Raw genomic sequence first — 24,801 nt, 5'->3', positions numbered from 1 at the left:
TCCCTTATCCCTTGACGCCGGAGAGGGCGAAGCTCTCGACGATCTGGCGCTGGGCGATCAGATAGATGATGAGGATGGGAACCACGGCCAGGCTTGTCGCCGCCAATTGCAGGTTCCACAAAGGCAGGCCGTAGCTGTCGTTGAAGTTGGACAGCGCCAGCGGCAGCGTGAATTTCTCAATCGAGCTGAGGAAGATCAATGGCTCGAGGAACAGGTTCCACGAATGCAGAAACGTGATCACCGCAACCGCGGCAAGTGCCGGCCGCGACATGGGTAGGGCGATTGCCCACCAGATGCCGAACCTCGACAACCCATCCATCTTGCCGGCCTCTTCGAGTTCTCGGGGCAACGCCAGGAAGAACTGGCGCATCAAGAACGTCGCCATCACGCCCTGCGGGCCGAAGACAGGCAGAAGGATGAGCGGCCAATGTGTGTCGATCAGTCCCATCGCTCGGATCAGGAAGAAGTTCGGGATGATGGTGACCTCTTCAGGCACCATCAGTGCTATCACCAGAAACAGCATCAAAAGGCCAGCGCCGGCAAAGCGGATGCGCGCCAGCGCATACCCGGTGAGCGATGCAATGAACAAGGTCAGTACCGTTACCGTCACGGCGATGTAAAGCGAATTGAAATACTGCCGCGCGAAGGGCTGGTAGGTGAACACTTCGGCGAAGTTCTCGATACGCCAGACTCGGGGGATCAAGGTCGGCGCGCCGAAGATTTCGGTGGTGCTCTTGAAGCCGCCGGAGATCATCCACAGGAAGGGAAACACGAAAGGCACCGCCAGCAGCAGCAGGGCTATGGTCCAGCAGATGCGATAGAGGATCTCGGTCTGACGTGGGGTCACTCCATCTCCCTCCGCCGCAACATCACCTGCACAAGGGTGAGCGCCATTACGATGGCGAACATGATCAGAGCCAGCGCCGCTGCATAGCCGACGTTGAAGAACTTGAAGCCCTGTTGGTAGATGTAGAACGCCAGCACCAGGGTCCCGTTTTCAGGGCCGCCGCCAGTCATCTGGTAAATATGGTCGAACACCTTGAACGAACCGATCGTCGTCAGAACCATGATGACGAGCGTCGTTGGCGCAAGCAGCGGCCAGGTGATCATGCGGAAGATCTGCAGGCGCGAAGCGCCCTCCAATTTCGCCGCTTCCTCGTAGTCGCGCGGTATCGACTGAAGCGCGGCGATGTAGAGGATCATGTTGAGCCCGACCATCTTGATGACGCGGGTGACGATGACTGCCGCCATCGCCCAGTTGGGCTCGCGCAGCCAATTCGGACCATCGATGCCGACCCAGGCGAGCATCTGGTTCACTGCGCCACCTTCACCCTGCAGCATGAATTTCCAGACGATCGCCCAGGCAATCGCGGAAGTGATCACAGGTGCGAAGAAAATCGTCCGAAAGAACACGACGCCGAAGAACGGCCGCGAAAGCGCCAGTGCAAGCGATAGGGCCAGCGCCATGTTCAGGGGAACAAGCCCCAGCGCAAAGATCACGGAATTTCGGACGACATGCCAGAAGTCGGGGTTCTCCAGCAGGGCATTCTGGAAATTGTGAAGCCCAACGAATGTCGCCTGCTGGCTGAGCAGGTTCCACTCGGTCGTCGAATAGTAGAAGATGGCGACCAGCGGCCCAAGGAAGAAAATCAGGAACCCGATGAAAGTGGGGCTGACGAACAGCCACGCTTCCAGCATTTCCCTGGTTTTCAAGGTCAACCGCGGCGCGCTTACCGAGCGCGCCATATTGTCCCGCGATGCCGAGTCGGCCACCGAACAGAGCCCGGTCAGAGCAAAGGCTGAATGGCGGCGCAGACGCCTTTCACGGCTTCTTCGACATTGGCGTCGGCCCGCCACAGCGCGTCGACCCGCGGCGACATAGCAGCGAATATTTGCGGCACCCGCTCATGCGACGGATGAACGCGGCCGTTAACGATTGCGGCGGCGACACTTTTCATCTGCTCGGGCGGGATCAGTTTGTTGGAATTGACGAAGGCGTCGCTCTCCAGAACGCTTTTGCGGGCCGGCGGGAAGAACTGGGCCATGATCGCCACGTTGTCCTTGCTGGTCATTTCGGCAACCAGTTGAGCGGCGAGGTCCTTGTTCTTGCCCGATTCAAAGACCGTTAGGGCGGCCTGGCCGATGACCGGAGCCTCACCGGCCGGTCCCGAGGGCAGGGGCGCGATGCCCCATTTGAAGCCCGCCTCCGGCATCTTCGACGCTCGCGAGATCTGGTTTATGGTCATCGCGGAATTGCCTGAGAAGTAATCGCCCTGTTCTCCAGGCGGCACAATCGACTTGTCCTTGAACACCATGTCATGAAGTTGCTTGACCGCAGCCACCGCTTCCGGTTTGTCCAGGCCGCACTGGCCGTTCGCCCACAGCTCTCCGCCATAGGCGCGCACGGGCGGCAGCAGGGCGTGCGTCATCCGCGATGCGTAGCCTTCGCCGTCCTTGAACTCAAAGCCCCATTTTCCGGGATTGGCCTCGGTGATCTTCTTGGCGACCTCCTGAAATTTCTGCATGTTCCACTCGCCCTTTGCAGCGAGCTGATTGGGATCTTCGAGACCCGCTTTGTCGAACATGTCCTTGTTGTAGTAGATCAGGAACGGCGAGGTCGAGAACGGCACGCCGTAGACCGTGCCGTCCTTCTGCCAAAGCGCCATCGCCGGCTGGGAGAAATCGTCGAAATTGTATCCCTCGGTCGCCTTGAGCGTCGGGCCGATGTCCATCAGCAGCCCAGCGTTCTCGAATGCCGGTGCCGCATCTTCCATCATCCAGGCGACGTCCGGGGCGTTGCCGCCGGCGACCTGGAAGGTAAGCTTCTGGGTATAGTCCGCGACCGGAACCGTCTCGAACTTCACCGTGACGCCCGGATGCTTGGCGATGAAGCCCGCGGCGATGCCGTTTAACATCTTGAGATGGGCCTCGCTGCCGGTCCATACGGTTACCCGGAGTTCCTGAGCCAGCGCCAGGGTCGACATGGCGCACAGGGCCAGGGTCGAAACTGCGAGCTTCATTGCGGTCTTCATGGTCTCCTCCAAAACGCTGATGGTCCAATCAACAACTGCGAATGCGATCTGAGTGGCCTGGCAAGCAGCGGCGTCTTGTCATGCCGTCACTCCGGGCGAGACGCCGGGTGCGTCGCCAATCGTCCAGCCGCCATCGACGGGGATGTCGGCTCCAGTGATGTAGCGGGCAGCATCGCTGCACAAGAAAACGAAAGCTCCGACGAGGTCGTCGGCCTGGCCGTGGCGGCCGGCGGGAATTTTTGCCGCAACCGCCTTGCGGAAAGCGGCGTCCCGGTAGCGCTCGGCCATAGCCTCGGTCTCGATGGCGCCAGGCGATACCACATTCATTGTGACGCCATGCTGCGCGACATCCCGTGCGATGGCGCGCACTGCCGTCAGTTGCGCCGCCTTCAGTGACGCGTAGACGACTGTTTCGGCGCGTGGGCGCGTGGCCATGACGCTGCCGGTAGCAACCACGCGTCCCCATCCGCGCTTCGCCATGGCTGGAACAAGCCGCGCAGCCAAGGTGAGCAGCGCTGTGAAGTTTGCCGCGACATGCGCCTGTATATGTGCCTCGTCGACCTCGCCCCATGCACGGCGTCGTTCGATAGCACCATTCGAGATCAAGATGTTGATGGGGTCGGCACTGGAGGCGACTTCGTCCGCAAAAGCCGACATCGCTTTGCCGTCTGTAAAATCGACCTCAAAGATGGCGGTGCCATCGCCGATGGCGGCCGCCGTGTCGCGCGCGCCAGCGGCGTCGCCGAAATGATGCAGCGCGACTGACGCTCCATGCTGGGCGAGGGCAATCGCAACCGCCCGACCGATACCGGAACTGGCGCCGGTCACCAGCGCCCGCCGGCCAGCGAGGGAGAAACGGTCGTGACTCAAGCCGACTGCCCCCCGAGTTTGCCGGCCACCTCGAGCGAGGCAATGTCGGCAGCGTCAAAGTGCTCGTGAATGCGCCGGTCGGCGAGGTTGGTGTCGCCCGCTGCGATCGCATCGTAGATTGCCTGGTGCCGTTCGACGGTGGCCAGCCAATCCGCGTTTGTGCGATTGGAGCGCCGCGAGAACAGCTCCGAAACCTCCCGCTGGACCGACCGCATACCTTCCATCTGGATGCGGATCATGGCGTTGCCCGTGGCCATGGCAAGGCCGAGGTGGAACTGTATGTCGGCTTCGGTGAAATCGCCGGGCTTACCAATGCCGGCGTGCATGTCGAGCACGGCCTGGCGCATTACTTCCAATCCTCTCGGATCGCGGCGCTCGGCGGCGAGCCGGGCGATGCCCACCTCGATGACGCGGCGCATTTCGTTGGCTTCCTGAAGCCGCGTCAGGCTGGAGCGGACCGCATAGGCGTAGATACGGTCCATCGGTTCGCCGCTGAGCGCCTTGGCGCGGGCGACCTTCCCCTGCTGCGTCGATACCAGACCTGCGCTGGTTAACTGGCGCAGCGCCTCACGCGCGATCGGCTTGGAGACGCCGAATTCCCTGGCGATCTCGCCCTCCGGCGGCAGCGCCTCGCCCGGGGCAATGCGTCCGTCGAACAGGGCCGCGGCGATGGCATCCGAGACGCCGTCCGCCAGGCGGGAAGGGCTCGCGAGTTTTGCGGCGAAAATCGACTTGCGTTCGGCGTCTGCGGGCATTCGGCATCCTCTCAACGGCTGCCTAGCACAATTGCAGCCAACATAGCAACTAAGTTTGCCAGTTGCTATGTTGCGACGTTGGCGCTATGAGAAATCGTCCGAAGGAGGAAGTCTGGAGTCGATGCGCGGGAGCGATCCAATCGTGGCGGAGTCGTTGAAGATTGCCGAGGTGATTGCTCATCCCCTCAGCCAGACGCTGCCCAAGCCTACGGTCACGTCCTGGGGCGTTTATGAAAAGGTTTCGCTGGTTCTTGTTGAGGTGCGTACGACCGAGGGTATCGTCGGCGTCGGCGAAACCCTGGCGCGGTTCTCACCCAAGGCCTATGTCGAATTGATCGAAGGCTCGCTGACGCCGCGCCTTCTCGGCCAGGACGCGCGCAACATCGGCGCTCTGTGGCAGTCCATGCGCCGCGCGCTGTCGGGCAGGGCGGGGGGCATGCTGATTGAGGCCATCGCCGGCGTGGACATTGCGCTTTGGGATATCCTTGGCAAGGCGGCCGGGCAGCCGGTCGCGAAGCTTCTTGGGGGCGTTGGACGCGATCGCATTGACGTTTACGCCGCCGCTGTCAATTGGGTCGACGACAAGGCCGCCGACGCTGAACTCGATCGCTATGTTGACGAGGGCTTTACGCGCATCAAGGTGAAGATAGCGCGGCCTGTGCGTGACGCCTGCAAACGTATCGAGCGCATCCGCAAGCGGGCCGGCGACGTGATCGGGCTCTGTGTCGACGCAAACTGGGCCTACAATCTGGATGAGGCTGTCGAGGTCGGCAGTGCGCTTTCGGCATACGGCTATTTCTGGTTCGAGGAGCCGCTGCAGCCGGAGAACGAGCAGGGTTACGAAGAACTGCGCCGGCGCTGTGACGTGCCGCTGGCTGCAGGCGAAAGCAATTTCACCCTCGACCAGGCGCAACGCCTGATCGCCAATCGGACGCTGTCCGTGCTGCAACCAGACGTAGCGCGCGCGGGCGGCATCACGGAGACACGTCGCATGGCGGATTACGCCGCCGCCCATGACATCCGCTATGCGCCGCACATCGGCATGTCGGGCATCGTCTGCGAGACCGCGAGCGTCCATCTGGCTGCAGCGATGCCGAACTTCGCCGTCATGGAATGCGAATGTGACGCCAGTCCGTTCAAGACGAGTTTGGCCGATCTCGCTCCCGGGTGCCGCCGGCAGAAGAGCGGAACGCTCGACGTCCCGGATCGGCCGGGACTCGGCATCGAAATCGACTGGGATGCCGTCAAGAAACTAAAAGCCGAATGAGGCCGACGACCAGATGAAAATCCAGGCTCCGAACCCACCCGATACCTTGACAGAGGCGATGCGGCTGGCGCTGCTGCGCGCCGATCCGGCGCTCAGCCGCTTCGACCCGCTGCCGCGGATTCTGTCGTTCGACGATTTCTCGCGTGGCCACTGCGGTTGGTCGCAGCTTGTCGGCAACTACGAGGACGATCTTGACACCATGCTGCCCGGTTACGCGCAGCATACAAGCGCAATGCTATCGACGCTCGGACACTGGGATGCCGGCTCGCACGGGGGAATGGGCTCTTCCTACGCCTTGAAGGTCGCAACACGTCCGGTGCCTGGCGCACGCAACGTCGCCATCAAACGCCACACGTTCAGGAAACGCGGGCCGATCCGTTTCGAAATGTATTTTACCTTCAAGCCTGAGGCCAGCGAGCTGAAACTGTCCGAGACCGATGTGCGCTCCGTCGGCTTCCTGTTCGACCTGCAGGGTGGAGACAAAGACAGCCATGACGACCGCGTCATGCCGCATCTGCGCTTCCTGAATGCGCTCGACGGCCAACATCTGCAAAAATGGCAATACAAGCGTGAGACCGAGAGAATCATCCCGATCGGCACCGACAACAAGACGATCAGCCACTACCATCTGGCGTCGGAGAACTGGCTCGATCTTCCCGGTGGATCGCAGCGCCTCTGCTACAACGAGGTCCCCACCAAGGTGAACTGGACCTATCTGTGCTTCGACTTCGACCTGGAATCGATGACGGCGCTCGGGCTGCGCTGCAACGATCGCAGCTTCGATCTCTCGGGGTTCGATTCGATCCGCATTCCGGCGATGAAGAACCTTTGGTGCATGCTCAACTTCGCCCTGTTCGCGGAAACCGACGTTGCCAAACGCGCCTTCCTCTACGTCGACTCCATTTGCATTTCAGGAGACTTCTGATGCTGCCCGAGAACTTCACCGCGGTCGTCTCGCGCAATGAATGCTGGCGTGGTGAAGCCGCCAGCGAGCCCTATGAGGCAGGGTGGGCGCGCGAGGCGATTTTCTTCGTGCGCGCGCTTAAAGAACCTGTCGGACCCACTACGACGGCGTGGATTGAGGTTTCGCCGGACGGAATGCGTTGGCTGCGCGAAGGCACCGAATTTCCAATGCCGGACAAACGCGACGGCGTGGCAATGGCGCGGCTCGCCCATTTCGGCAACTGGCTGCGTGTCGCGGCGCATTTCGATGATGGTGCGGAATGTACAGTGCTGGTGACGCTGCATCTGAAGGCCTGAATCCAGCGCCTCGCCAGAGGCTCTGCCTGTGGCCGGCTAATCCCGCTTGTTCTCGGAGAAACCATGACTGACGCATACGCCACATTCGCCCAAGACAGCTTTGCCGGCAGAACCGTGCTGGTGACCGGCGCCGCGAGCGGCATGGGTTTCGAGACCGCCCGTGCATTCCTTTCCAAGGGGGCCGAGGTCGTGCTCTGCGACCGCGATGCGGAGGGCCTCAGCAAGCGTCACGACGAACTGAAAGGAATAGGCGCAACGTCGCATGAGGTGGTGGCCGACATGGGCGATCCCAACAGCATTAGGCGTATGTTCGACTATTGCGACGCCAATCTGGCGCGGCTCGACAATGTCGTCACCTGCGCCGCGATCATTACCGCCAAGAGAATCCCGGAACAGGATTGGGCGCACTGGCAGCGTGTGCTCGGCGTCAATCTGCTGGGCACCTTCTTCACCGTTCAGGGGGCCGTGCAGCGCATGCAAGGCAGTCCCAACGGTGGAAACATTGTCTGCGTGGCTTCTGACGCTGGCGTGCACGGTGGCGGTGGCCTCATCGCCGACACGGCCTATGCAGCTTCCAAGGCCGGCACGCTGTCGCTGGTGAAGTCCGTTGCGCGCGAGCTGGCGGGAAAGAAAGTGCGCATCAACGCCCTCAATCCAGGGCCGACCGATTCGCCGATGCACTCGCATGTCGATCAGGCCCTCAAGGATCGCATCGCAGCCAACCTGCCGATTCGCCGCATGGGCCAGCCCGATGACATGGCTGCCGCGATCCTGTTCCTCTGTTCCGATGCCGCAAGTTTTATCTACGGCGCGGCGCTCGACGTGGATGGTGGCTCGATGTTCCGCTGAGCAGCGTGCAACGGCCAAGGCCTTCAGACGCCCTACGCGGCTCTCAGTCGCTTTGGCCAGAAGTCCGCCCAACGAGACGCAAGCTGCCGCCAAGATCGATACGGACCTTGAGGTCAGGCATCCCGGAGCGTTCCGGCCGGTCGCTTAAGTTGGGCGTGTTCACGCGGCAGGAGCAGTTCTCCGGCTCCGCCACTCGATGCGTGTTGCGACGGCTGCCCTTAAGGCTACTTCCGAGTCGAGTGCTCCTTTGATCTCATTATGAAATTCCGTCCGATGGCGCTACCATCGAGGGGGAGATTTATTATAGATTTCAGTGAGTTAACCAGATTTTGGTAGCGGGAGAGGGACTTGAACCCCCGACCCCAGGATTATGATTCCCGTGCTCTAACCAACTGAGCTACCCCGCCAGGGCGGCGAAAGGCCCGAAATCCGCCTTAAATCAGAAGGCATGTCGAAGCGTTCGCCAAGGTCGGGCGGATATAAGGTTGGGAGGCCAAGCCTGTCAAGCATCGATGCAGCCGGCATATTGGCATATTCTATCGCTTCGGGCCGGATATCGGAATCGATTTCGGAAAGCACGGTGCGAAGGGTCAAAGTCATGAGGTGAGAACTTTGTGCGTCCAAGCGGACGTGCGTCGCTCCAATGGGCGAAAAGCTCTACCGGGCAGGAATTTGAGCTGAAATGCCGGGGTTGAGTTCGGCGGAGTGCGCCGCTATGTCTCGGCCACGAAATTCTAGAGTTGGAATTGATGAAACCGCGCATTGCAGTCCTCGGTTGCGGATACTGGGGCAGCAACCACATCCGCACCCTCAAGGCGCTCGGCGCGCTTCACGCGGTCTCGGACGTCAACCCAGCCCGCGCTGAAGGCTTCGCCAGTGAACAGGATTGCCTGGCGATCGAGCCGGAGGCGCTGTTTGCTCGAAAAGACATCGACGCCATCGTCATGGCGCTGCCGCCGCAGTTCCACGCCGATATGGCGGTGCGCACCGTCCAGGGCGGCAAGGACGTGCTGGTGGAAAAGCCAATCGCGCTGACGGTGACGGATGCCGAGCGTTCGGTAAAGGCGGCGGCCGACAATGGCCGCGTCTTCATGGTCGGCCATGTGCTGCGCTTTCATCCAGCCTTCGAGACGTTGAAGGCGCTGATCGACAATGGCGAGCTCGGCGAGGTCCGCTATATACATTCGCACCGGCTCGGGCTCGGCAAGTTCCACACCGAGAACGACGCGCTGTGGGATCTGGCGCCGCACGATCTGTCGATGATCCTGGCCATCACGGGCACGGAGCCGATCGAGGTGCGCGGCGAAGGGGCAGCGCTCCTCGACAATCTCAGTGATTTCGCGCATCTGCATATGCGCTTTCCCAACGGCCTGCGCAGCCATCTCTTCGCGTCGCGGCTCAATCCTTACCGCGAACGGCGGCTGACCGTGGTCGGCACCAAGGCGATGGCGGTGTTCGACGATGTCGAGCCGTGGGAGCGCAAGCTCGCCGTCTACCGCCACGCGGTGTGGCAAGACAGCGGCCAATGGGCCTTCACCACCAACGAGCCGTCCTACGTGGCGGTGGGCGAGGGCATGCCGCTGACGCGAGAGCTCGAGCATTTCATCCAGTGCATCGAGACGCGGGCAGAACCGCGCACCGGCGGCGAGGAAGCCATCAGGGTGCTGCGCATCCTGACCGCTGGCACGATTACCCACACCGGATCGTCTTCCCGAGAGAAAAGCGCCGCTGTATTAGAGCCTGATCCATCCCGATAGAATCGGGATCACCGTCTATTCGGCGGGAACCTGCGCCGGCCGGGCCGCCAGCCGCGTCAGCATCGCCTCAGCCTCGGCGCCTCGCTCGGAACGCTCGATGAAGCCGCCGCCGAACACGCGAGCCTCGTTGCCGTCGTCGGAATAGAGCACGCAGGCCTGGCCGGGCGCGATGCCGGACTCACCGTCGACCAGCTCCACCGTAGTGACGCCGGCGCTGTGATGCAGCACCGCCGGGCGCGGCGGGCGTGTCGAGCGGACCTTGGCGAAAAGCTCCAGCCCGGCCGCCGGGATGTCGGACAGCGCAGCGTCGCCCAGCCAGTTCATGTCGCGCAAATAGATCTTGTGCGTCTCCAGCGCCTCGCGCGGGCCAACAACGACGCGGGCCCGGTCGGCGTCGAGATGGACGACGTAGAGCGGCTCGCCCGAGGCGATGCCGATGCCGCGGCGCTGACCGATCGTGTAGCGCAAAATGCCTTCATGGCGGCCGAGCACGCGGCCGTCGATATGGACGATATCGCCCGGATTGGCAGCAGTCGGCTTCAGCTTGGCGATGATGTCTGAATATTTGCCCTGCGGCACGAAGCAGATGTCCTGGCTGTCGTGCTTGGCGGCGACCGTCAGTCCCATTTCCTCGGCGATAGCACGAACCTGCGGCTTCGACAGGCCGCCGAGCGGAAAGCGCAGATAATCGATCTGCGCCTGGGTGGTGGCGAACAGGAAATAGCTCTGGTCGCGGTCCGCGTCGACCGGCCGGTACAGTGCGCGATGGGCGCCATTGGCGCCGGAGCGAATGTAATGGCCGGTGGCCAGCGCGTCGGCGCCAAGCTCCTTGGCGGTCGTCAGAAGGTCGGCGAACTTCACCGTCTGGTTGCAGGAAACGCAAGGGATCGGCGTTTCGCCGGCCACATAGCTCTCGGCGAAGGGGTCGATCACCGCCTTGCGGAAGCGCTCCTCGTAATTGAGCACATAATGCGGAATGCCGAGCGTCTCGGAGACGCGACGGGCATCGTCGATGTCCTGGCCGGCGCAGCACGAGCCGGCCCGGTGCGTTGCCGCGCCATGGTCGTAGAGCTGTAGCGTTACGCCGACGACATCATAGCCTTCGCGCTTCAAAAGGCCGGCAACGACCGACGAATCGACTCCGCCCGACATGGCGACAACGATGCGGGTATCTTCGGGACGTCGGGGAAGGTCGAGGCTGTTCATGGTTCTTTCGTTCTGCATGCGCCTGGACGACGGCGCTTGAATGCCAATGGCCGGAATATAGGTCAAGCTTTCCAGGTACGCCAGCTTCGCGAACTGGCCGATTTTTTTGAACGGATGCGGCGCTTGCCGGCAGATATCTCAAATGCCGACGAAAAGACTAACGCGGCGTTCATGATCCTTACCTAGCTATTAGGGTCTGCTTAGGCAATTTTTAAAGCTGTGGCGGTAATGTGGGGGGGATTGGGTCTTTGAGTTTTTAGTAGAGAGTACGATGACCGATCTTGTTAGACCGCGAGTCAAATATGTTATCGGGCCTGACGGCAGCCCTCTTACGATTGCCGATCTGCCGCCGACGAACACACGCCGCTGGGTTATCCGACGCAAGGCGGAAGTGGTGGCGGCTGTGCGCGGCGGGCTTTTGAGCCTCGAAGAGGCGTGCCAGCGCTACAAGCTGACCACCGAGGAATTCCTGTCCTGGCAGGCGTCGATCGACGAATATGGCCTTGCCGGGCTGCGCACGACGCGCATCCAGCAATATCGGCATTAAGGCTGGTTCGAGGACGTCAAAAGGCGCGATAATCCGCGCCCTTTTGTTTTGCCGGAACGGTTTTCTCTGCTTCAGGCCGTCAGCACCACCTTGCCGATCGGCCTGGTGGCGAGAAAGGCATGGGCAGCGCCTGCTTCTTCGAGCGGAAAGGCCCTTGCCACATGGGCGGCAAGCTTTTTCGCTTCGATAAGCTTGCCAAGTTCTACAAGGCCTGCGCGGTCGGGCACGACGGACATCCGCTCGACGCGGATATCTTGCGCCTTGGCTTCTGCCTTTGTGGTGTCGCTGACATCGAGCAATGACACCAGCACGCCGCCGGCCTTGAGAACCTTCAGCGAGCGCTGCGCATGATCGCCGCCAAACATCTCCAGGACGAGGTCGATGTCATGGGCCTTGTCGACGAAATCATCCTTTGTGTAATCGATCACTTCGTCGGCTCCCAGCGAGCGTGCGAAGTCGAGCTTTTCAGGGCTCGCGGTGGCGACGACATAAGCGCCGCGCGCCTTGGCGATCTGCACCGCCAAATGCCCGACGCCACCGGCCGCCGCGTGGATCAATACGCGCTGGCCTTGTTCGAGCCCGCCATGGCGAACCAGACCTTGCCAGGCCGTCAGGCCGGCCAGCGGCAGTGCCGCGGCATGGAGGTGATCGATGCCTTTCGGCTTCGGCGCGATCTCGTCCGCCGGGACGGCGGTCAATTCGGCATAGGCGGCCGCCTGCTTGGGAAAGCGCGGCATTCCGAATACGGCGTCGCCGACCTTGAGGCCGATTACGCCAGACCCCAGCGCCTCAACGGTTCCCGAAACATCCCAGCCGAGGATGAAGGGCGGCTCGCCGAGCAGCGGATAGCGGCCGGCGCGAACCGCGCCATCGACCGGATTGATGCCGGAGGCGCCGACGCGGATAAGCACCTCGCCGGCGTTGGGCGACGGTGCCGGACGGTCGGCGATGACGAGGACTTCGGGTCCGCCGACGGAATTCTGGATAACGGCACGCATTGGGAGGCTCTCCTGCTTGTTGGTGTGCCACTATCATTTGGATAGTAATATCCGCTTGTCTAGTATGTACCTTTTCGATATATAGGCACCTTATGGATAGCGAAGATAAATCCCCATTTGGCTACGACGCATTCCGGCGGACGTGCCCCTCGCACACCGTGCTTGAAATGCTCGCCAGCAAATGGGTCTATCTGGTGATCTGCGCGTTGCGCCGGGGCCGGCTGCGCAACGGCGAATTGGCGCGCAAGCTCGAAGGCATTTCTCCGAAAATGCTGACGCACACGCTGCGCGTGCTTGAGCGCGATGGCCTGGTGCGGCGCGAGATCTTTCCGGTTATCCCACCGCGGGTCGAATATGAATTGACCGAGCTCGGCCAGAACCTGGCGGGGCTGCTCAATCAGATCAGGTCCTGGTCAGAGCAGCATGCTCCCGACATCAAGGATGCCCGGGCGCGGGCGGTCGCGGAACATGAAGGGGATTTGGTGGCGTAAGCCTGCTGACGGCCCGGTATGAGCGGCGACGTTCCAGATGAGCAACGCCCGGATCGCTGGGCTTTGATTGGCCCTTAAAGCCTTGTTTTCAGCCGATCATGGCGCTGCGGCCGCCGGTCTCGGCGTCGCGGATCTTGGTGTCGCGCGATTCGAGCATTTCCGCTTTGGAAAGCTCCGCTTCGGCTTCGCCGAGCAGTGATTCGGCGACGCTTCGTTGCTGGGCGAGGTCGCTTTGCGAATTTCTGAGGTTGTCGCGGCGCAGGCGCGCTGCCTTGGCGAAGGTCGGATAGGCAAAATGGTTGATGTCGGTGATGCCGGCTTTCTTTTCTTCGGCAGTGATCTGAAGTTCCAGTTCGACAGCCATGCGCTCGAATTCAGCGATCATCATGTCGAGTTGCAGCAATTGCCGCCTCTTCTCGTTCACCTGAAACTGCTTCAGCCGAACGAGGTTTTCACGTGACTTCATGATTCGGTACTCCTGGAAACGCACACCTGCACATATCGCCCAATCCACCTGGCAAACCTCAGGCTTCACCCGTTTCCACCGACTTTACCGGAACTATGGGAAACAAATTCCTAAAGTTTTTTGCCGGCGGTAACCATTCGTTTACGGGCATTGTTAATCATACGGCTCAGGACTTAAGGCCGGGTAAAAATTCCGGCTCTCGATACGGAAACGCGGCCGACGAGTCCCTGGAGTCACTTAGTCTGGCTTTTTAATGTTCTGCATTAGCGGTTTGGTTCTGTGATTCATTATTAGATTCAACAAGGTGTAGAAAGGGGTTAAAAAATCTGGTACCGTCAACGGCACGGAATTAGGTTTTGTTAACCATTCGATGGCAGCCTCTGCTCAGGCAATCACTGCTCCGGTCCTGGACGGGTCGTGAAATGGTCCGGCAGCAGAAAAGGGGAATGAAATGCGTGTTCTGCTGATAGAAGATGACAGTGCGACCGCACAAAGCATCGAGCTGATGCTGAAATCGGAAAGTTTCAATGTCTATACGACCGATCTTGGTGAAGAAGGTGTCGATCTAGGCAAGCTCTACGACTACGACATCATCCTTCTCGACCTCAATCTCCCCGATATGTCGGGATATGAGGTCTTGAGAACACTTCGCCTTTCGAAAGTGAAGACGCCTATCCTTATCCTCTCCGGCATGGCCGGCATCGAGGACAAGGTACGCGGCCTCGGCTTCGGCGCAGACGACTACATGACCAAGCCGTTCCACAAGGACGAACTGGTCGCCCGCATCCACGCTATCGTGCGGCGCTCCAAGGGCCATGCCCAGTCGGTGATCACCACTGGCGACCTGGTGGTCAATCTCGATGCCAAGACCGTTGAGGTCGGTGGCCAGCGCGTGCATCTGACCGGCAAGGAATATCAGATGCTGGAGCTGCTCTCGCTGCGCAAGGGCACCACGCTTACCAAGGAAATGTTCCTCAACCACCTTTACGGCGGCATGGACGAACCGGAGCTGAAGATCATCGACGTCTTCATCTGCAAGCTGCGCAAGAAGCTCGACGCTGCTTCCGGCGGCCAGAATTACATCGAGACGGTTTGGGGTCGCGGCTATGTGCTGCGCGAGCCGGAAGATATCCGCGTCAGCGCCTGAGCCGACAACGCCGATCCGATCGATTTTTCCGACAAAAATCCGGCTTCGGCCGGATTTTGCGTTCATGTCGCAGATATTAGAGCGCCGATTTCCCGGATCATGCGCGAGGGGTTCGGCGAATCAGGCTGCAACGGTCAAGGTGCGGAAGCGCTCGAGAAGTTGCGGCCGATTGAACGGCTTCAGCAGATAGCCTTGAGCGCCGGCGCGCTTTGCCCGCATGATCGAAGCGACATCGACCTCAACCAGCGAAATCAGGATCTGGGGCTGAACCGGGCTTTCCATGGCGCGCACGCGGCGGATGACGTCCACCGCCTGCATGTCCGGCAAGGCGCCGTCGATGACGATGATGTCCGGCATGTCGGCAACGCACATCTCGACCGCATCAAATCCGCTGGCGGCTTCGATGACCAGCATGTCGGACCCACCCAGGATGCGCTTTGCAACCTTCCTGATGACGCTCGAATCGTCGATGAACATGCAGCGTTTCATTTCAGGGCCCTCTTTGCCATGCGGCAATCCGGCAGCGTCGCGGTACTGAAGGGCACTGTAGGTCAATCCGGTAAAGAAGCCGAAAAGCCATTAGGTAAAATTTTTGCAAGAACGGCTTATACAGAAACTACTTGGTCGATGCTTCATCCGATCTAGGTGGGAAGACTCATTTCGTTCGACTGTGGTGGAGTAGTAAATATTGTCTAGAAAAATACTTATCTGTCCTTTTCGGCCAGCTTGGCTGCCTCAGGCAACCGAAAGCACGATTTCTTCCGCGGTCGCGTGGATCGATATCGTCATATTGGCCTCGCGCGCCAGAAGCAGTGTGTAATAGGGCTGCACCGAATGCGCGTCGATCGGCTCCTCAGGCTTGTTGCCGGAATGAAGTTCCAGGAATTTGGGCGGCACGCGCAGCATCGGACCGCTCGCGGCAAGCGCAAAGCGTGGTTCGGTGTCGAGGTTTTCAAGCGTGACCGTAAGCTTGCCACCACGCGGGATGGCTGCGTTGGCGACGAGAATGAGATTAAGCAGCAGCTTGACCTTGTTCTTGGGCAGCAGTGCGCGGGTTCCGTTCCAGACCAGTTCCGGCTTCTCGTTCTTCAGGAAGGCGATCGCAACGGCCTCGGCGTCTCCCGTGTCGATCATCATGCCGGCAGAGCCGGCCGCGCCGAAGGCGATACGGGCGAATTGCAGGCGGGCCGAAGCGTTTCTGGCGCTCTGGCGAATCAACTTCATGGCGTCTTCGTCGGCGCCGCCTTCATCGAGCAGTTCGAGCCCGTTGTTTATGGCGCCGACTGGCGAAATGATGTCGTGGCAGACCCGGCTGCACAAAAGCGCTGCGAGATCGGGTGCGGAAAGGGTGAAAAGCTCGGCCATCGGCGAAAGTCCCTGCAAAATTTCACTAAAAAATGGCCGGGCGATCGATGATCACGCCTGCCCACACGAATCACGCTCTCTCCCAAGGCCTACTGAATACACAGCGCCTGAGCGTGCAGCAACAAATCCGGAATTGTCGTTATCGAAAATGGTGTGTTCACGCAGGGTGCGGATACTGCGCGGGCGACGCGAAACCGGCTCGAACCAGCCTTCTAACCGCCATCTTCATGTGAAAGCTTAATGGTTGAAAAAGGATTACGGCATAGTTTGCCCATAACAGTCATCCTTAACGGCCGCCAAAGAGCCGCACGGATGCGAGGCGTCGGCGAAGGTGCTCCCTGACGGAGATTGGAAGCATGTTTTCCCGATACTACGACCGGAGCTTTTTCCGTGTCATCTCGATGGCGATCGCTCTCATGGGCCTTGTCGTCTTTTCAACCTCGGCTTCGCGGGCCCAGGAGTACACCGCTCAGGAGATTGTCGATTCCGGTCATAAATTCTTCGGCGCGACATCGGGCGGGCTCGCTACCGTCGTCGAGAAGATTTTCGCCTCCTACGGCCTGCCCAATGGCTATTTGCTTGGCGAAGAGGGCTCGGGCGCGCTGATCGGTGGCCTGACCTATGGCGAAGGCACGCTCTACACCAAGAATGCCGGTGATCACAAAGTGTTCTGGCAGGGCCCGTCGCTTGGCTGGGATTTTGGCGGCGAAGGCTCGCGGGTGATGATGCTGGTCTATAATCTCGACGATGTGAACAGCCTCTACAATCGTTTCGGCGGCGTTGCCGGCTCGGCCTATATCGTGGCTGGCGTCGGCTTCAACGTGATGAAAAACAACAATGTGCTGCTGGTGCCGATCCGTACCGGCGTCGGCGCCCGGCTTGGTGTCAATCTCGGCTACCTCAAGCTTACCCAGCGCGCCACCTGGAATCCGTTCTGAGCAAGCGGTTGCCTCGCGATCTCGATTGGTTCCAGGGTTGACGATCTGGACATTGCTGCGGCAGACCCTTGCCGCAGCACTGGAATTCCGTCATGCGAACGTGGCACAGTCCATAACGGTTGTTTGCCGTCCATAACGGATAGTCACCTTGGTTCAGTCGGTCCTGTTCTTTGTCCTCGGCTTTCTCTGCGCCGGCTTTCTGGCGCTGATGATTGCCCCGGCCATCTGGCGGCGGGCCGTGATGCTGACGCGCAAACGCGTCGAGGGCTCGATGCCGCTGACACTGGCCGAGATCCAAGCGGAGAAGGATCGCATCCGCGCCGAGTTCGCCATGTCGACGCGCCGGCTTGAGATGACCGTCAAATCGCTGCGCGAGAAATCGGCCGAACAGCTTGTAGAGATCGGCCGCGGCCGCGAGGCACTGAAGGAACTGGCGGTCGAGCGGAAGGACAAGGAACAGGCCCTTTCCGAACTCGAGGCCAAGGGCAAAGAATTTCGGCAGCGCGAAGACCAGTTGCAGCTTTTGTCGGATCGGCTCGCTCAAGCCGAGCATGCCCTGGAAAGGCGTGTGCTCGAGCTGAAAAAGCTGGAGCACATGTATGACGACGCCAGCTTTTCTTCCAGCAGCCGTCAGATCGAACTTGTGGCGCGCGAATCCGAGCTGCAAAAGCTGGCCGACGACATTTCGGTGCTGCGCGGCCAACGCAAGGAAGCGGACAGGCGCCAACAGGAGATCGCGGCCGAGAGCAAGGCCGTGCGAGACGCGTTGAAGGCCGAAAAGAAAAGGACCGGCGAACTGGTCAAGAAGGTCGAGCGCCTGCTCGCCACGCTTGCCGATCGCGAGGACAAGCTTGACCGCCGCGAAAAGGAAATCGCGCGGCTTCGCGAAAAGTCGAAAGGCGAAAGCGTGGAAAACGCGTCGGCGGTGCGTCTCGTCGGAGTGCAAGGCAGTCAGGTCGATGCGGCCGTCAAGGGCGACCAAGACATCGAAAAAGCCATCGCCAAGCTCGACAGCGACCGGGAGCGGTTGGAGGCGAGGCTGACGGAACTGGCCCGCGAGAACAAGAAACTGAAAACGAATATTGCCGCCTTCGAGGCGTCCAAATCGGAAGGCGGCAGCGATGCGCGCCGCGCCAGCGCTGCGTTGCGCGAGCAGATGAGCGACCTGGCGGCGCAGGTCGTCGCCCTGACGGCGAAGCTCGACGGGCCGGATTCGCCGATCGCAAAGGTTCTTGCGGCACCCAAGCAATCGGGAAGCGGTGAACGCAGCCTTGCCGATCGCGTGCGGGCGCTGCAGAAGGCCGAGTCGACGCATTGAACCCAGGCAGTGATGCTGACCTCTGCGGCTCAGGTCCTGCCTGCCGAAAAATGATGCAAGGCGATGGCTGACGCGGCGGCGACATTCAGGCTGTCGAAGCCTTCTGCCATATCGATCCGCACCGTCCGCAGGCGGGCGAGCAGGCTCTCAGGCAGCCCTTCGCCTTCGGTGCCGAGATAGAGCGCCAGCCGTTCGGTCCTTTTCGCATTACGGATCTCGGTTCGCCCGCGTGGCGACAAAGCGAACTGGCCGAAGCCCAGCCGGTCGAGCGCTGCGGTGAAGCCGCCGGTCTCAGTGAAGGAGGCGAAGGGAACTTTCAGCGCGGCGCCGACCGAGACGCGGATCGCCTTGCGGTACAGCGGATCGCAGCAGGTCGTGTCCAGAAACACCGCATCGGCGCCGAAAGCAGCGGCATTGCGAAAGATCGAGCCCATATTGTCATGGTTGGCGATGCCGACCAGCACGACGATCAACGCACGGGCGGGCAGGGTGTCCAGCAAGGCCTCGGCAGGCTGCGCCGCACCCTTGCGGCCGATCGCCAATATGCCGCGATGCATGTGAAAGCCGGCAATCCTGTCCATGACCTCGCTGGTCGCCACATAGATCGGAAGGTCCGCGGGCGCCCGGCGCAGGGTTGCATCGAGGCCGGCCAGCCGGTTTTCGAGTATGAGCACCGATTCGGCCGTGAAGCGTTCGGCGGCGAACAGCATTTCGAGCACCACCTTGCCTTCGGCAATGAAGCGGCCTTGCCGGCCGGCAAGATCGCGCTCGCGGATATCGAGATAGGCGGAGACGCGCGGGTCTTGCGGGTCGTCGATATGAATGGGACGCATGCGTTCCTCGGCAGACGAAATAGGGTCAGCGAGGGAAGAAGAACTTGGGCCGGCCGGTCAAGTCCCGGAGCGACGCGGGCGGTACGCCATCTGCGACAGCTCACCCTCGCCGAAAATCCCGTCCAGCGTGTTGAGAAGTTCGCGCACGGCATCGGATTTACAGGAATAGTAGATCATCTGCCGGTCGCGCCGGGTCTCGACGAGATCGAGCGCCCGCAGTTTGGCCAGATGCTGTGACAAGGCCGATTGGCTGAGCAGAACCTTCTCGGCGATAGCGCCGACCGACATTTCACCATCGGCCAGATAGTTCATGATCAACAGTCGTTTCTCGTTGCCCATCAGCGTCAGAAACGCAGCCGCTGATTCGGCGTTGGCGATTAGCTTTTTCGAGACCATCGATCCCCCATACCTTCCTGCTCATCCGGCGCTATGGGGGCAATAGCGTCTGATTCCATAGGCTCACTCGCGAATGTGCGCTGGCGATTCAACGCTACCGGGAAAGGGTAGAACATTTCACTCAAACCTCAAGACTTGCTTTCGACCCGACGCGATTAACTGTCGGACTGTGTTTCGTCTGCCACTCGGCCGGTCTTTGCCATGTCGACCAGAACATGCCTGAGCTCACGCGCCGTCCTCAGTGGCTCGGGGAAGAAGACCCGGCAGACATCGTCGCCCAACGCCAGGTCCATGCCGTCAGCGTCGAAGCCGGTGATGATCCAGCCGTCGCCTGCGGCCTTGGCGAAATGGCGGGCGTAGACGGCAATTGCATCGCCATGGTCGGCATTCATGTGGTCGAGGGCGGATTGTTCGCCAGCGGCAAGCTCTTCGACGATCGGCGCGGTCATGACCAGATCGGTGCGCTCGAGCAAGTAGGCCTTGCCAAAGCCGCCGTTGAGACTGGCGCGCTTCGGCTCGAGGCGGAAGACCGAGAAGTCGCCAAGTCCGGCATAGAGCTTCGCCTTGGGGTTACGGTTGAGATAACGCCGTTCGGCGCGGGCGTGCTCGTCGGATCCGCGCTCAAGCCGTGCTGCCCGACAGACGAGCGTCAACCGCGGGTGCGCCAGCGGGTCGCCCTTGCCGGGCTCGCCGACAAGCAGGGAACAGCGCGGGTCTGCAAGGATCGCGCCGGTGTGGGCGGACAGCATCGATACGAGGATCAGCGGCGTGCCGTCGATATCGGTGGCGACACCAACCCTGCTGGCCAGCGGCGAACCGGTCCCAGGCTCGATCACCGCCAGCGCGCCGAAACGGGCCCTGCGGATCAGCGTTTTCGCCAGCCTGATCGCTTCGGCGTCGGTCTCGCGAATCACGTCCTTCTTTCGGTCGCCCAAAATGCTCACCGTCTTAAGCTGATTTTTGCTCTCCAGTTATCAACCTATCACACCGGATTTGACAAGGGCCTCAGTCTCGCTTGCCGAAAGGCCGAAGCGTGCCAGCACGGTCGCCGCCTGACGATCGTGAACGGCCGGCACGGCGGCAAGCGTCGGCCGGGAGCGCGAAAAGCGCGGCGCTGGGGCGGGGCGCTCAAGCGCACCCGACGTCACAAAGGCGTTGCGAGCGCGATTGTGCGGATGATCCCTGGCTTCCCTCAGCGACAGAACCGGCGCAAAGCAAGCATCGGTCGCAGCAAAGAGCCGGTCCCAGTCGTCCCGTGTCTTCTGCCGGACCCGATCGACAATCGCGGCACGCATCTCTGGCCACAAGGTCCTGTCGTATTGGCCGCGTACAAAACGCTCGTCGAGCGGTAGCAGTCTTGCGAATTCGGCGAAGAACCGGGGTTCAAGGCAGCCGACGGCGACATGCCGTGCGTCCGCCGTCTCATAGGTGTCGTAAAAGGGCGCCCCGGAATCGAGCAGGTTCGCGCCGCGTCTGTCACTCCACAGGCCCGCCGCCATCAAGGCGTGCATAGGTGTCGTCAGCATCGAAGCGCCCTCGGTCATCGCGGCGTCGATCACCTGGCCCTTGCCGGAGCGCGAACGCTCAAACAGCGCGGCCAGCGCGCCGGCAATCAGCATCATGGCGCCGCCGCCATAGTCGGCGACGAGGTTGAGCGGTGGGACTGGCCGGCTTCCTTCCTGGCCGATAGCGTGCAGCACACCCGAATAGGCGAGATAGGTGATGTCGTGACCGGCACGACCAGATAGCGGTCCGTTCTGGCCGAACCCCGTCATGCGGCCGTAGATCAGCGCCGGGTTGCGCGCCACTGCGGCATCGGGCCCGAGACCAAGCCGCTCCATGACATCAGGACGAAACCCTTCGATCAGCATGTCGGCCTTTTCGGCGAGGCGCAGCACCAGTTCGACACCCTCCTGGCGCTTCAGGTCAATCCGCAGCATAGAGCGGCCGTGACGGTCGATGTCATATTCGTCCGGTAGCGACAGAAACGGCTGGGTTGATCCAGCCCGCTCGATGCGCAGCACCTCGGCTCCCATCTCCGACAGCATCAGGCCGGCCAGCGGCACCGGTCCAATCCCGGCCATCTCGATCACCGTCAGACCGGCGAGCGGGCCGGTCTTCGCCAGCGGGGAGACCTCGGCACTCATGGTCGGGCACTCATGGTCGGCTACTTCGGCGCCATGCGAATGGCGCCATCGAGGCGGATGGTCTCGCCGTTGAGCATCTGGTTTTCGATGATGTGCAGCACAAGGGCTGCATATTCGGAAGGCTCGCCGAGACGGGACGGGAAGGGCACCGCGGCGCCCAGCGAATCCTGCACCTCTTGCGGCATGCCGGCCATCATCGGCGTCTTGAAGATGCCGGGCGCAATGGTGCAGACGCGAATGCCCGACCGGGCGAGGTCGCGCGCCACCGGCAGCGTCATGCCGACCACGCCGCCCTTGGAGGCCGAATAGGCCGCCTGGCCGATTTGACCGTCATAGGCGGCGACCGATGCCGTGTTGACGATGACGCCGCGCTCGCCGCCCTCCAGCGGCGCAAGCTTCGCGGCCCGGTCGGCGACGAGGCGGATCATGTTGAAGGTGCCGATCAGATTGACCTCGATCACCTTGCGGTACTGGTCGAGCGGATGCGGGCCGTCCTTGCCGATTGTCTTCAAGCCGATGGCGATGCCGGCGCAATTAACCAGGATACGGGGTTCGCCGAGCTTTTTTGCCACTTCCGCCACGCAAGCAGCAGCGCCGTCGGCGCTGCTCACGTCGCATTGGACGGCGATGCCGCCGATATCAGCCGCAACCTTCGCCGCACGGTCGATGCCGAGGTCGAGGATGGCAACGCCGGCGCCCTTCGCGGCCAGCGCCCGCGCCGTCGCCTCGCCGAGGCCGGAGCCACCGCCGGTGACGATCGCAATCTGGCCGTTAGGGTTCATGCCGGCGTCCTCCATCCTGCCGGCCATATGCTACGAAGCCCGACAGAACGGCGCAACAGCATCCGGATGGTCACGCCATCGCGGCGACGTGCGCGGCAACCCTTGCCTGATCGGCGTGGCAAACCTCCCCCACCAGCCTTGACACCGCGCCCGGCACGATCTCGTGCGACAAAAGCCGGTCGAGATCGACCGGGCGCGGCATGGAGATTTGCCCACGCGGGATTCTCTTGAAGCCGAGCGGGCCGTAATAGGGCTCGTCGCCAACAAGCATCACGGCAGGCATGCCGGCCTTGGCGGCGGCTTCCAGCGCGATTGCCACCAGCCGGCGGCCGATGCCGAGATTCTTGAAGGCCGGCCGCACGGCAAGCGGTCCGAGCATCAGCGCGCGGCCGGCGCCAGCCGCGATACGCGTCATGCGCACCGAGGCGACAACGATATCGCCATCGACGGCCACGAAGGACAGGGCGCGTTCATGCGGGCCGCCCTCGCGGATCTTGTAGGCGCCCAGCACGAAACGGCCCGGCCCGAAGGCTTCGTCGTTGATGGCTTCGATTTCGAGGTCATGCGCCGGAGTTTCCGGCAGGTATTTCACGTCGGCAAGGCTCATGGTCTTTGCGTTCCGGTATACGGGGAAAGGTTTGCTGCAAACGGCAGCGTTCGCCAGTCAGCGCTTTATCAAGCGCGGGCGCCCTTTCGTCGTCGGTCGAACCGGATCAAAGCAAAGTCGAACATGCGGATTGTCCGCTAGCATCAATTTCCAGCCGCTGCAATCGGCCGTTTTCGCCTGCCGTTTCGCCCAAGTGACGGTCTGTTCAGCACATGACGACTTCGGCAGCGCCGCCTTGCGCCTAAATGATGAGGAGGACGCAAGGAGATTTAGTATGGGACTGCTGGTCCAAGGCAGGTGGCATGATCGCGGGTACGACACCGCGGACAGTGGTGGCAAGTTCATGCGGGCACAGTCGCAATGGCGCGATTGGGTCACTCACGACGGCGCACCAGCCGAGGGCCGCAAGCGCGGCTTCATGGCCGAGCCCGGTCGATACCATCTCTATGTCTCGCTTGCCTGTCCCTGGGCGCACCGGACGCTGATCTTTCGCGCGCTGAAGAGGCTCAAGGACGTGATTTCCGTCTCGGTCGTCCACCACTTCATGGGCGCCGATGGCTGGACGTTCCTGGCCGAGGACGGCGCCACCGGCGACACGCTCTACGGGCTCGATTTCCTGCATCAGATCTACACCAAGGCCGATCCCGCTTATTCCGGCCGCGTGACGGTGCCGGTTCTATGGGACAGGCAAGAACAAACAATCGTCTCCAATGAGTCCTCCGAGATCATCCGGATGCTCAATTCAGCCTTCGACGAATGGGGCGATGCCAGCCTCGACTTCTATCCGAAAGCACTGCGCGGCGAGATCGACGCCGTCAATGCGCTGGTCTATCCCTCAGTCAATAACGGCGTCTACCGGGCCGGCTTCGCCACCACGCAAGCGGCCTATGAGGAAGCGTTTGGCGAACTGTTCTCGGCGCTCGACCAACTCGAGGACCGTCTGTCTCGCCAGCGTTATCTCGTCGGTCACCGCATTACAGAGGCCGATTGGCGGCTGTTCACCACGCTGGTCCGCTTCGATCCGGTCTATGTCGGCCATTTCAAGTGCAACCTGCGCCGCGTCGCCGACTATGCGAACCTGTCGAACTATCTGCGCGACCTCTATCAGGTCCCTGAAGTTGCAGGCACGGTGAGCCTGCACCACATCAAGGCGCACTATTATGGCAGCCACGAAACGATCAACCCGACGGGCATCGTGCCGGTCGGACCGGAGCTGGACTACGCGGCGCCACATGATCGGGTGCGGTTCAGGAAAGCGGCGTGATCTACCAGTAGGGCGACGCCGCCGCGCCGCCAAAAATCTCGGCAATCCGCCGCAACGTGGCCGGCGTCGTTCCTTCCGGCAGGCGGTCAAGCGGAAAGAAACCGGCCGCGGCGATCTCGCGGTCCGGGAGCTTCGGCGCCGTCTGATTGAACTGCTCGACCAAATAGAGTCCGACATGGTCGCGGCGGCTGGCCCGCCGGTTGAAGTGCATCGATTTCAGCACCGGCGGCGCGGTCAATGCAATATTGGCCTCCTCGGAGAGCTCGCGCGCCAGCGCCTCGATCATCGTCTCGCCCAGCTCGACGCCACCGCCGGGAAGCTGCCAGCCCGGTACATAGGTGTGGCGAATGAGGAAGACGGAATTGGACGTGCGGTCGTGGACCAGGCCGCGCACCCCGAGCGTCATCGGCCGCCGCAGCACGAAATACAGATGAAACAGCCTTGCCCTGAGACCCGGCCAGCCGGTCTGGCGGAAGGCCTGCTTCGGTTCGGGCCGCGTCATCACC

The 24,801-nt window shown here is 61.6% G+C and carries 29 protein-coding genes and 1 tRNA gene; 12 read left to right on the top strand and 18 right to left on the bottom strand.

Annotated features, from left to right (window positions below; all coding sequences use genetic code 11):
• Positions 1 to 4: 4 nt before the first annotated feature.
• From EN885_RS10170 to EN885_RS10150, 5 genes are all read right to left on the bottom strand, one after another.
• A complete protein-coding gene (locus EN885_RS10170; RefSeq protein WP_095484151.1) occupies positions 5 to 847 on the bottom strand; it encodes a carbohydrate ABC transporter permease in 843 nt (280 codons plus the stop codon).
• Complete coding sequence (locus EN885_RS10165; protein ID WP_095484249.1) at positions 844 to 1,746, bottom strand: sugar ABC transporter permease; 903 nt, start codon at positions 1,744 to 1,746, stop codon at positions 844 to 846. Before EN885_RS10165 ends, EN885_RS10170 begins: the two co-directional genes overlap by 4 nt.
• A gap of 41 nt (positions 1,747 to 1,787) precedes the next feature.
• Positions 1,788 to 3,032, bottom strand: a complete 1,245-nt coding sequence (locus EN885_RS10160; RefSeq protein ID WP_095484250.1) for a sugar ABC transporter substrate-binding protein — start codon at positions 3,030 to 3,032, stop codon at positions 1,788 to 1,790.
• A gap of 78 nt (positions 3,033 to 3,110) precedes the next feature.
• Positions 3,111 to 3,902, bottom strand: coding sequence for an SDR family oxidoreductase (locus EN885_RS10155; protein ID WP_128241889.1), 792 nt, complete (start codon positions 3,900 to 3,902; stop codon positions 3,111 to 3,113).
• Complete coding sequence (locus EN885_RS10150) at positions 3,899 to 4,657, bottom strand: FCD domain-containing protein (protein WP_095484153.1); 759 nt, start codon at positions 4,655 to 4,657, stop codon at positions 3,899 to 3,901. The genes EN885_RS10155 and EN885_RS10150 overlap by 4 nt, the downstream gene beginning before the upstream one ends.
• Positions 4,658 to 4,769: 112 nt before the next feature.
• Between EN885_RS10150 and EN885_RS10145 the strand changes: the two genes are divergently transcribed.
• The 4 genes from EN885_RS10145 (at position 4,770) to EN885_RS10130 (ending at position 8,033) form a co-directional block, all read left to right on the top strand.
• Positions 4,770 to 5,924, top strand: coding sequence for a mandelate racemase/muconate lactonizing enzyme family protein (locus EN885_RS10145; RefSeq protein ID WP_095484251.1), 1,155 nt, complete (start codon positions 4,770 to 4,772; stop codon positions 5,922 to 5,924).
• Positions 5,925 to 5,982: 58 nt separating this feature from the next.
• Positions 5,983 to 6,849: a DUF6772 family protein gene (locus EN885_RS10140; protein ID WP_095484252.1), complete on the top strand. Its 867-nt coding sequence runs from the start codon at positions 5,983 to 5,985 to the stop codon at positions 6,847 to 6,849.
• A complete protein-coding gene (locus EN885_RS10135) occupies positions 6,849 to 7,184 on the top strand; it encodes a hypothetical protein (protein ID WP_095484154.1) in 336 nt (111 codons plus the stop codon). Before EN885_RS10140 ends, EN885_RS10135 begins: the two co-directional genes overlap by 1 nt.
• Before the next feature lie 63 nt (positions 7,185 to 7,247).
• Positions 7,248 to 8,033, top strand: a complete 786-nt coding sequence (locus tag EN885_RS10130; protein ID WP_128241890.1) for an SDR family oxidoreductase — start codon at positions 7,248 to 7,250, stop codon at positions 8,031 to 8,033.
• A gap of 330 nt (positions 8,034 to 8,363) precedes the next feature.
• Here the strand turns inward: EN885_RS10130 and EN885_RS10125 are convergent.
• Positions 8,364 to 8,440 (bottom strand) — tRNA-Met (locus EN885_RS10125).
• 342 nt (positions 8,441 to 8,782) lie between these two features.
• Here EN885_RS10125 and EN885_RS10120 point away from each other — a divergent pair.
• Positions 8,783 to 9,790 (top strand): Gfo/Idh/MocA family oxidoreductase, encoded by a 1,008-nt coding sequence (locus EN885_RS10120; protein ID WP_128241891.1) that lies wholly within the window; start codon positions 8,783 to 8,785, stop codon positions 9,788 to 9,790.
• A 15-nt stretch (positions 9,791 to 9,805) separates the two neighbouring features.
• Here the strand turns inward: EN885_RS10120 and mnmA are convergent, their stop codons facing one another.
• Entirely contained in the window at positions 9,806 to 10,996 is a 1,191-nt protein-coding gene (mnmA, locus tag EN885_RS10115) for a tRNA 2-thiouridine(34) synthase MnmA (RefSeq protein WP_127203790.1), read from the bottom strand.
• Between the two features lie 36 nt (positions 10,997 to 11,032).
• Between mnmA and EN885_RS33850 the strand changes: the two genes are divergently transcribed.
• On the top strand, positions 11,033 to 11,182 hold the full coding sequence (locus EN885_RS33850; RefSeq protein ID WP_158302530.1) for a hypothetical protein: 150 nt from the start codon (positions 11,033 to 11,035) through the stop codon (positions 11,180 to 11,182).
• A gap of 85 nt (positions 11,183 to 11,267) precedes the next feature.
• The gene (locus tag EN885_RS10110; protein WP_006203587.1) at positions 11,268 to 11,543 is read left to right on the top strand and encodes a DUF1153 domain-containing protein; all 276 of its coding nucleotides are present in this window, start codon (positions 11,268 to 11,270) and stop codon (positions 11,541 to 11,543) included.
• Positions 11,544 to 11,614: 71 nt separating this feature from the next.
• Here the strand turns inward: EN885_RS10110 and EN885_RS10105 are convergent, their stop codons facing one another.
• Positions 11,615 to 12,541 (bottom strand): NADP-dependent oxidoreductase, encoded by a 927-nt coding sequence (locus EN885_RS10105; RefSeq protein WP_127203789.1) that lies wholly within the window; start codon positions 12,539 to 12,541, stop codon positions 11,615 to 11,617.
• 92 nt (positions 12,542 to 12,633) lie between these two features.
• Here EN885_RS10105 and EN885_RS10100 point away from each other — a divergent pair, with 92 nt between their 5' ends.
• On the top strand, positions 12,634 to 13,032 hold the full coding sequence (locus EN885_RS10100; protein ID WP_095484159.1) for a helix-turn-helix domain-containing protein: 399 nt from the start codon (positions 12,634 to 12,636) through the stop codon (positions 13,030 to 13,032).
• An 88-nt stretch (positions 13,033 to 13,120) separates the two neighbouring features.
• On the opposite strand, the gene EN885_RS10095 is transcribed toward EN885_RS10100, so the two are convergent.
• Positions 13,121 to 13,498, bottom strand: a complete 378-nt coding sequence (locus EN885_RS10095) for a flagellar export protein FliJ (protein ID WP_029349790.1) — start codon at positions 13,496 to 13,498, stop codon at positions 13,121 to 13,123.
• Between the two features lie 451 nt (positions 13,499 to 13,949).
• Between EN885_RS10095 and ctrA the strand changes: the two genes are divergently transcribed.
• Complete coding sequence (ctrA, locus tag EN885_RS10090; RefSeq protein WP_006203583.1) at positions 13,950 to 14,645, top strand: cell cycle two-component system response regulator CtrA; 696 nt, start codon at positions 13,950 to 13,952, stop codon at positions 14,643 to 14,645.
• Positions 14,646 to 14,765: 120 nt separating this feature from the next.
• Here the strand turns inward: ctrA and EN885_RS10085 are convergent, their stop codons facing one another.
• Entirely contained in the window at positions 14,766 to 15,134 is a 369-nt protein-coding gene (locus EN885_RS10085) for a response regulator (RefSeq protein WP_128241892.1), read from the bottom strand.
• A gap of 246 nt (positions 15,135 to 15,380) precedes the next feature.
• Positions 15,381 to 16,010, bottom strand: a complete 630-nt coding sequence (locus EN885_RS10080; protein WP_095484160.1) for a histidine phosphotransferase family protein — start codon at positions 16,008 to 16,010, stop codon at positions 15,381 to 15,383.
• 401 nt (positions 16,011 to 16,411) lie between these two features.
• On the opposite strand from EN885_RS10080, the gene EN885_RS10075 reads away from it, so the two are divergent.
• Together EN885_RS10075 and EN885_RS10070 are read left to right on the top strand one after the other, a co-directional pair.
• Positions 16,412 to 16,948, top strand: a complete 537-nt coding sequence (locus EN885_RS10075) for an EipA family protein (protein WP_245493050.1) — start codon at positions 16,412 to 16,414, stop codon at positions 16,946 to 16,948.
• Positions 16,949 to 17,096: 148 nt separating this feature from the next.
• The gene (locus EN885_RS10070) at positions 17,097 to 18,266 is read left to right on the top strand and encodes a hypothetical protein (protein WP_128241894.1); all 1,170 of its coding nucleotides are present in this window, start codon (positions 17,097 to 17,099) and stop codon (positions 18,264 to 18,266) included.
• 29 nt (positions 18,267 to 18,295) lie between these two features.
• On the opposite strand, the gene EN885_RS10065 is transcribed toward EN885_RS10070, so the two are convergent.
• The 6 genes from EN885_RS10065 to EN885_RS10040 all read right to left on the bottom strand — a co-directional run bounded on the left by EN885_RS10065 (position 18,296) and on the right by EN885_RS10040 (position 23,031).
• Positions 18,296 to 19,099, bottom strand: coding sequence for an RNA methyltransferase (locus EN885_RS10065; RefSeq protein WP_128241895.1), 804 nt, complete (start codon positions 19,097 to 19,099; stop codon positions 18,296 to 18,298).
• Between the two features lie 57 nt (positions 19,100 to 19,156).
• Positions 19,157 to 19,495: a metalloregulator ArsR/SmtB family transcription factor gene (locus tag EN885_RS10060; protein ID WP_065011891.1), complete on the bottom strand. Its 339-nt coding sequence runs from the start codon at positions 19,493 to 19,495 to the stop codon at positions 19,157 to 19,159.
• Between the two features lie 155 nt (positions 19,496 to 19,650).
• Complete coding sequence (locus tag EN885_RS10055) at positions 19,651 to 20,430, bottom strand: HugZ family protein (RefSeq protein ID WP_095484164.1); 780 nt, start codon at positions 20,428 to 20,430, stop codon at positions 19,651 to 19,653.
• Between the two features lie 39 nt (positions 20,431 to 20,469).
• Positions 20,470 to 21,642 carry a CaiB/BaiF CoA-transferase family protein gene (locus tag EN885_RS10050; RefSeq protein ID WP_095484165.1) on the bottom strand — a complete coding sequence of 391 codons (1,173 nt, stop codon included), beginning with the start codon at positions 21,640 to 21,642 and terminating at the stop codon, positions 20,470 to 20,472.
• A gap of 20 nt (positions 21,643 to 21,662) precedes the next feature.
• Positions 21,663 to 22,424: a 3-hydroxyacyl-CoA dehydrogenase gene (locus EN885_RS10045; RefSeq protein WP_128241896.1), complete on the bottom strand. Its 762-nt coding sequence runs from the start codon at positions 22,422 to 22,424 to the stop codon at positions 21,663 to 21,665.
• Positions 22,425 to 22,494: 70 nt separating this feature from the next.
• Complete coding sequence (locus tag EN885_RS10040) at positions 22,495 to 23,031, bottom strand: N-acetyltransferase (RefSeq protein WP_095484166.1); 537 nt, start codon at positions 23,029 to 23,031, stop codon at positions 22,495 to 22,497.
• A gap of 274 nt (positions 23,032 to 23,305) precedes the next feature.
• Here EN885_RS10040 and EN885_RS10035 point away from each other — a divergent pair, with 274 nt between their 5' ends.
• Positions 23,306 to 24,295, top strand: a complete 990-nt coding sequence (locus EN885_RS10035; RefSeq protein ID WP_128241897.1) for a glutathione S-transferase family protein — start codon at positions 23,306 to 23,308, stop codon at positions 24,293 to 24,295.
• Position 24,296: 1 nt separating this feature from the next.
• Here EN885_RS10035 and EN885_RS10030 read toward each other — a convergent pair whose 3' ends face one another.
• The gene (locus EN885_RS10030; RefSeq protein ID WP_128241898.1) at positions 24,297 to 24,797 is read right to left on the bottom strand and encodes an NUDIX domain-containing protein; all 501 of its coding nucleotides are present in this window, start codon (positions 24,795 to 24,797) and stop codon (positions 24,297 to 24,299) included.
• Positions 24,798 to 24,801: the final 4 nt, after the last annotated feature.

It is taken from the genome of Mesorhizobium sp. M6A.T.Cr.TU.014.01.1.1 (assembly GCF_004022765.1).
Taxonomy (GTDB): domain Bacteria; phylum Pseudomonadota; class Alphaproteobacteria; order Rhizobiales; family Rhizobiaceae; genus Mesorhizobium; species Mesorhizobium mediterraneum.
Note: the sequence above shows the minus strand (reverse complement) of the source record. Positions and strands in the feature narration are given on the sequence as shown.

Bases quoted from the DNA above. Each gene is read 5' to 3' on its own strand.
- EN885_RS10165 (WP_095484249.1), bottom strand. From the start codon at position 1,746: ATGGCGCGCTCGGTAAGCGCGCCGCGGTTGACCTTGAAAACCAGGGAA.
- EN885_RS10160 (WP_095484250.1), bottom strand. From the start codon at position 3,032: ATGAAGACCGCAATGAAGCTCGCAGTTTCGACCCTGGCCCTGTGCGCC.
- EN885_RS10150 (WP_095484153.1), bottom strand. From the start codon at position 4,657: ATGCCCGCAGACGCCGAACGCAAGTCGATTTTCGCCGCAAAACTCGCG.
- EN885_RS10140 (WP_095484252.1), top strand. From the start codon at position 5,983: ATGCGGCTGGCGCTGCTGCGCGCCGATCCGGCGCTCAGCCGCTTCGAC.
- EN885_RS10135 (WP_095484154.1), top strand. From the start codon at position 6,849: ATGCTGCCCGAGAACTTCACCGCGGTCGTCTCGCGCAATGAATGCTGG.
- EN885_RS10130 (WP_128241890.1), top strand. From the start codon at position 7,248: ATGACTGACGCATACGCCACATTCGCCCAAGACAGCTTTGCCGGCAGA.
- EN885_RS10120 (WP_128241891.1), top strand. From the start codon at position 8,783: ATGAAACCGCGCATTGCAGTCCTCGGTTGCGGATACTGGGGCAGCAAC.
- mnmA (WP_127203790.1), bottom strand. From the start codon at position 10,996: ATGAACAGCCTCGACCTTCCCCGACGTCCCGAAGATACCCGCATCGTT.
- EN885_RS10110 (WP_006203587.1), top strand. From the start codon at position 11,268: ATGACCGATCTTGTTAGACCGCGAGTCAAATATGTTATCGGGCCTGAC.
- EN885_RS10105 (WP_127203789.1), bottom strand. From the start codon at position 12,541: ATGCGTGCCGTTATCCAGAATTCCGTCGGCGGACCCGAAGTCCTCGTC.
- EN885_RS10100 (WP_095484159.1), top strand. From the start codon at position 12,634: ATGGATAGCGAAGATAAATCCCCATTTGGCTACGACGCATTCCGGCGG.
- EN885_RS10095 (WP_029349790.1), bottom strand. From the start codon at position 13,498: ATGAAGTCACGTGAAAACCTCGTTCGGCTGAAGCAGTTTCAGGTGAAC.
- ctrA (WP_006203583.1), top strand. From the start codon at position 13,950: ATGCGTGTTCTGCTGATAGAAGATGACAGTGCGACCGCACAAAGCATC.
- EN885_RS10085 (WP_128241892.1), bottom strand. From the start codon at position 15,134: ATGAAACGCTGCATGTTCATCGACGATTCGAGCGTCATCAGGAAGGTT.
- EN885_RS10080 (WP_095484160.1), bottom strand. From the start codon at position 16,010: ATGGCCGAGCTTTTCACCCTTTCCGCACCCGATCTCGCAGCGCTTTTG.
- EN885_RS10075 (WP_245493050.1), top strand. From the start codon at position 16,412: ATGGCGATCGCTCTCATGGGCCTTGTCGTCTTTTCAACCTCGGCTTCG.
- EN885_RS10065 (WP_128241895.1), bottom strand. From the start codon at position 19,099: ATGCGTCCCATTCATATCGACGACCCGCAAGACCCGCGCGTCTCCGCC.
- EN885_RS10060 (WP_065011891.1), bottom strand. From the start codon at position 19,495: ATGGTCTCGAAAAAGCTAATCGCCAACGCCGAATCAGCGGCTGCGTTT.
- EN885_RS10050 (WP_095484165.1), bottom strand. From the start codon at position 21,642: ATGAGTGCCGAGGTCTCCCCGCTGGCGAAGACCGGCCCGCTCGCCGGT.
- EN885_RS10045 (WP_128241896.1), bottom strand. From the start codon at position 22,424: ATGAACCCTAACGGCCAGATTGCGATCGTCACCGGCGGTGGCTCCGGC.
- EN885_RS10040 (WP_095484166.1), bottom strand. From the start codon at position 23,031: ATGAGCCTTGCCGACGTGAAATACCTGCCGGAAACTCCGGCGCATGAC.
- EN885_RS10035 (WP_128241897.1), top strand. From the start codon at position 23,306: ATGGGACTGCTGGTCCAAGGCAGGTGGCATGATCGCGGGTACGACACC.
- EN885_RS10030 (WP_128241898.1), bottom strand. From the start codon at position 24,797: ATGACGCGGCCCGAACCGAAGCAGGCCTTCCGCCAGACCGGCTGGCCG.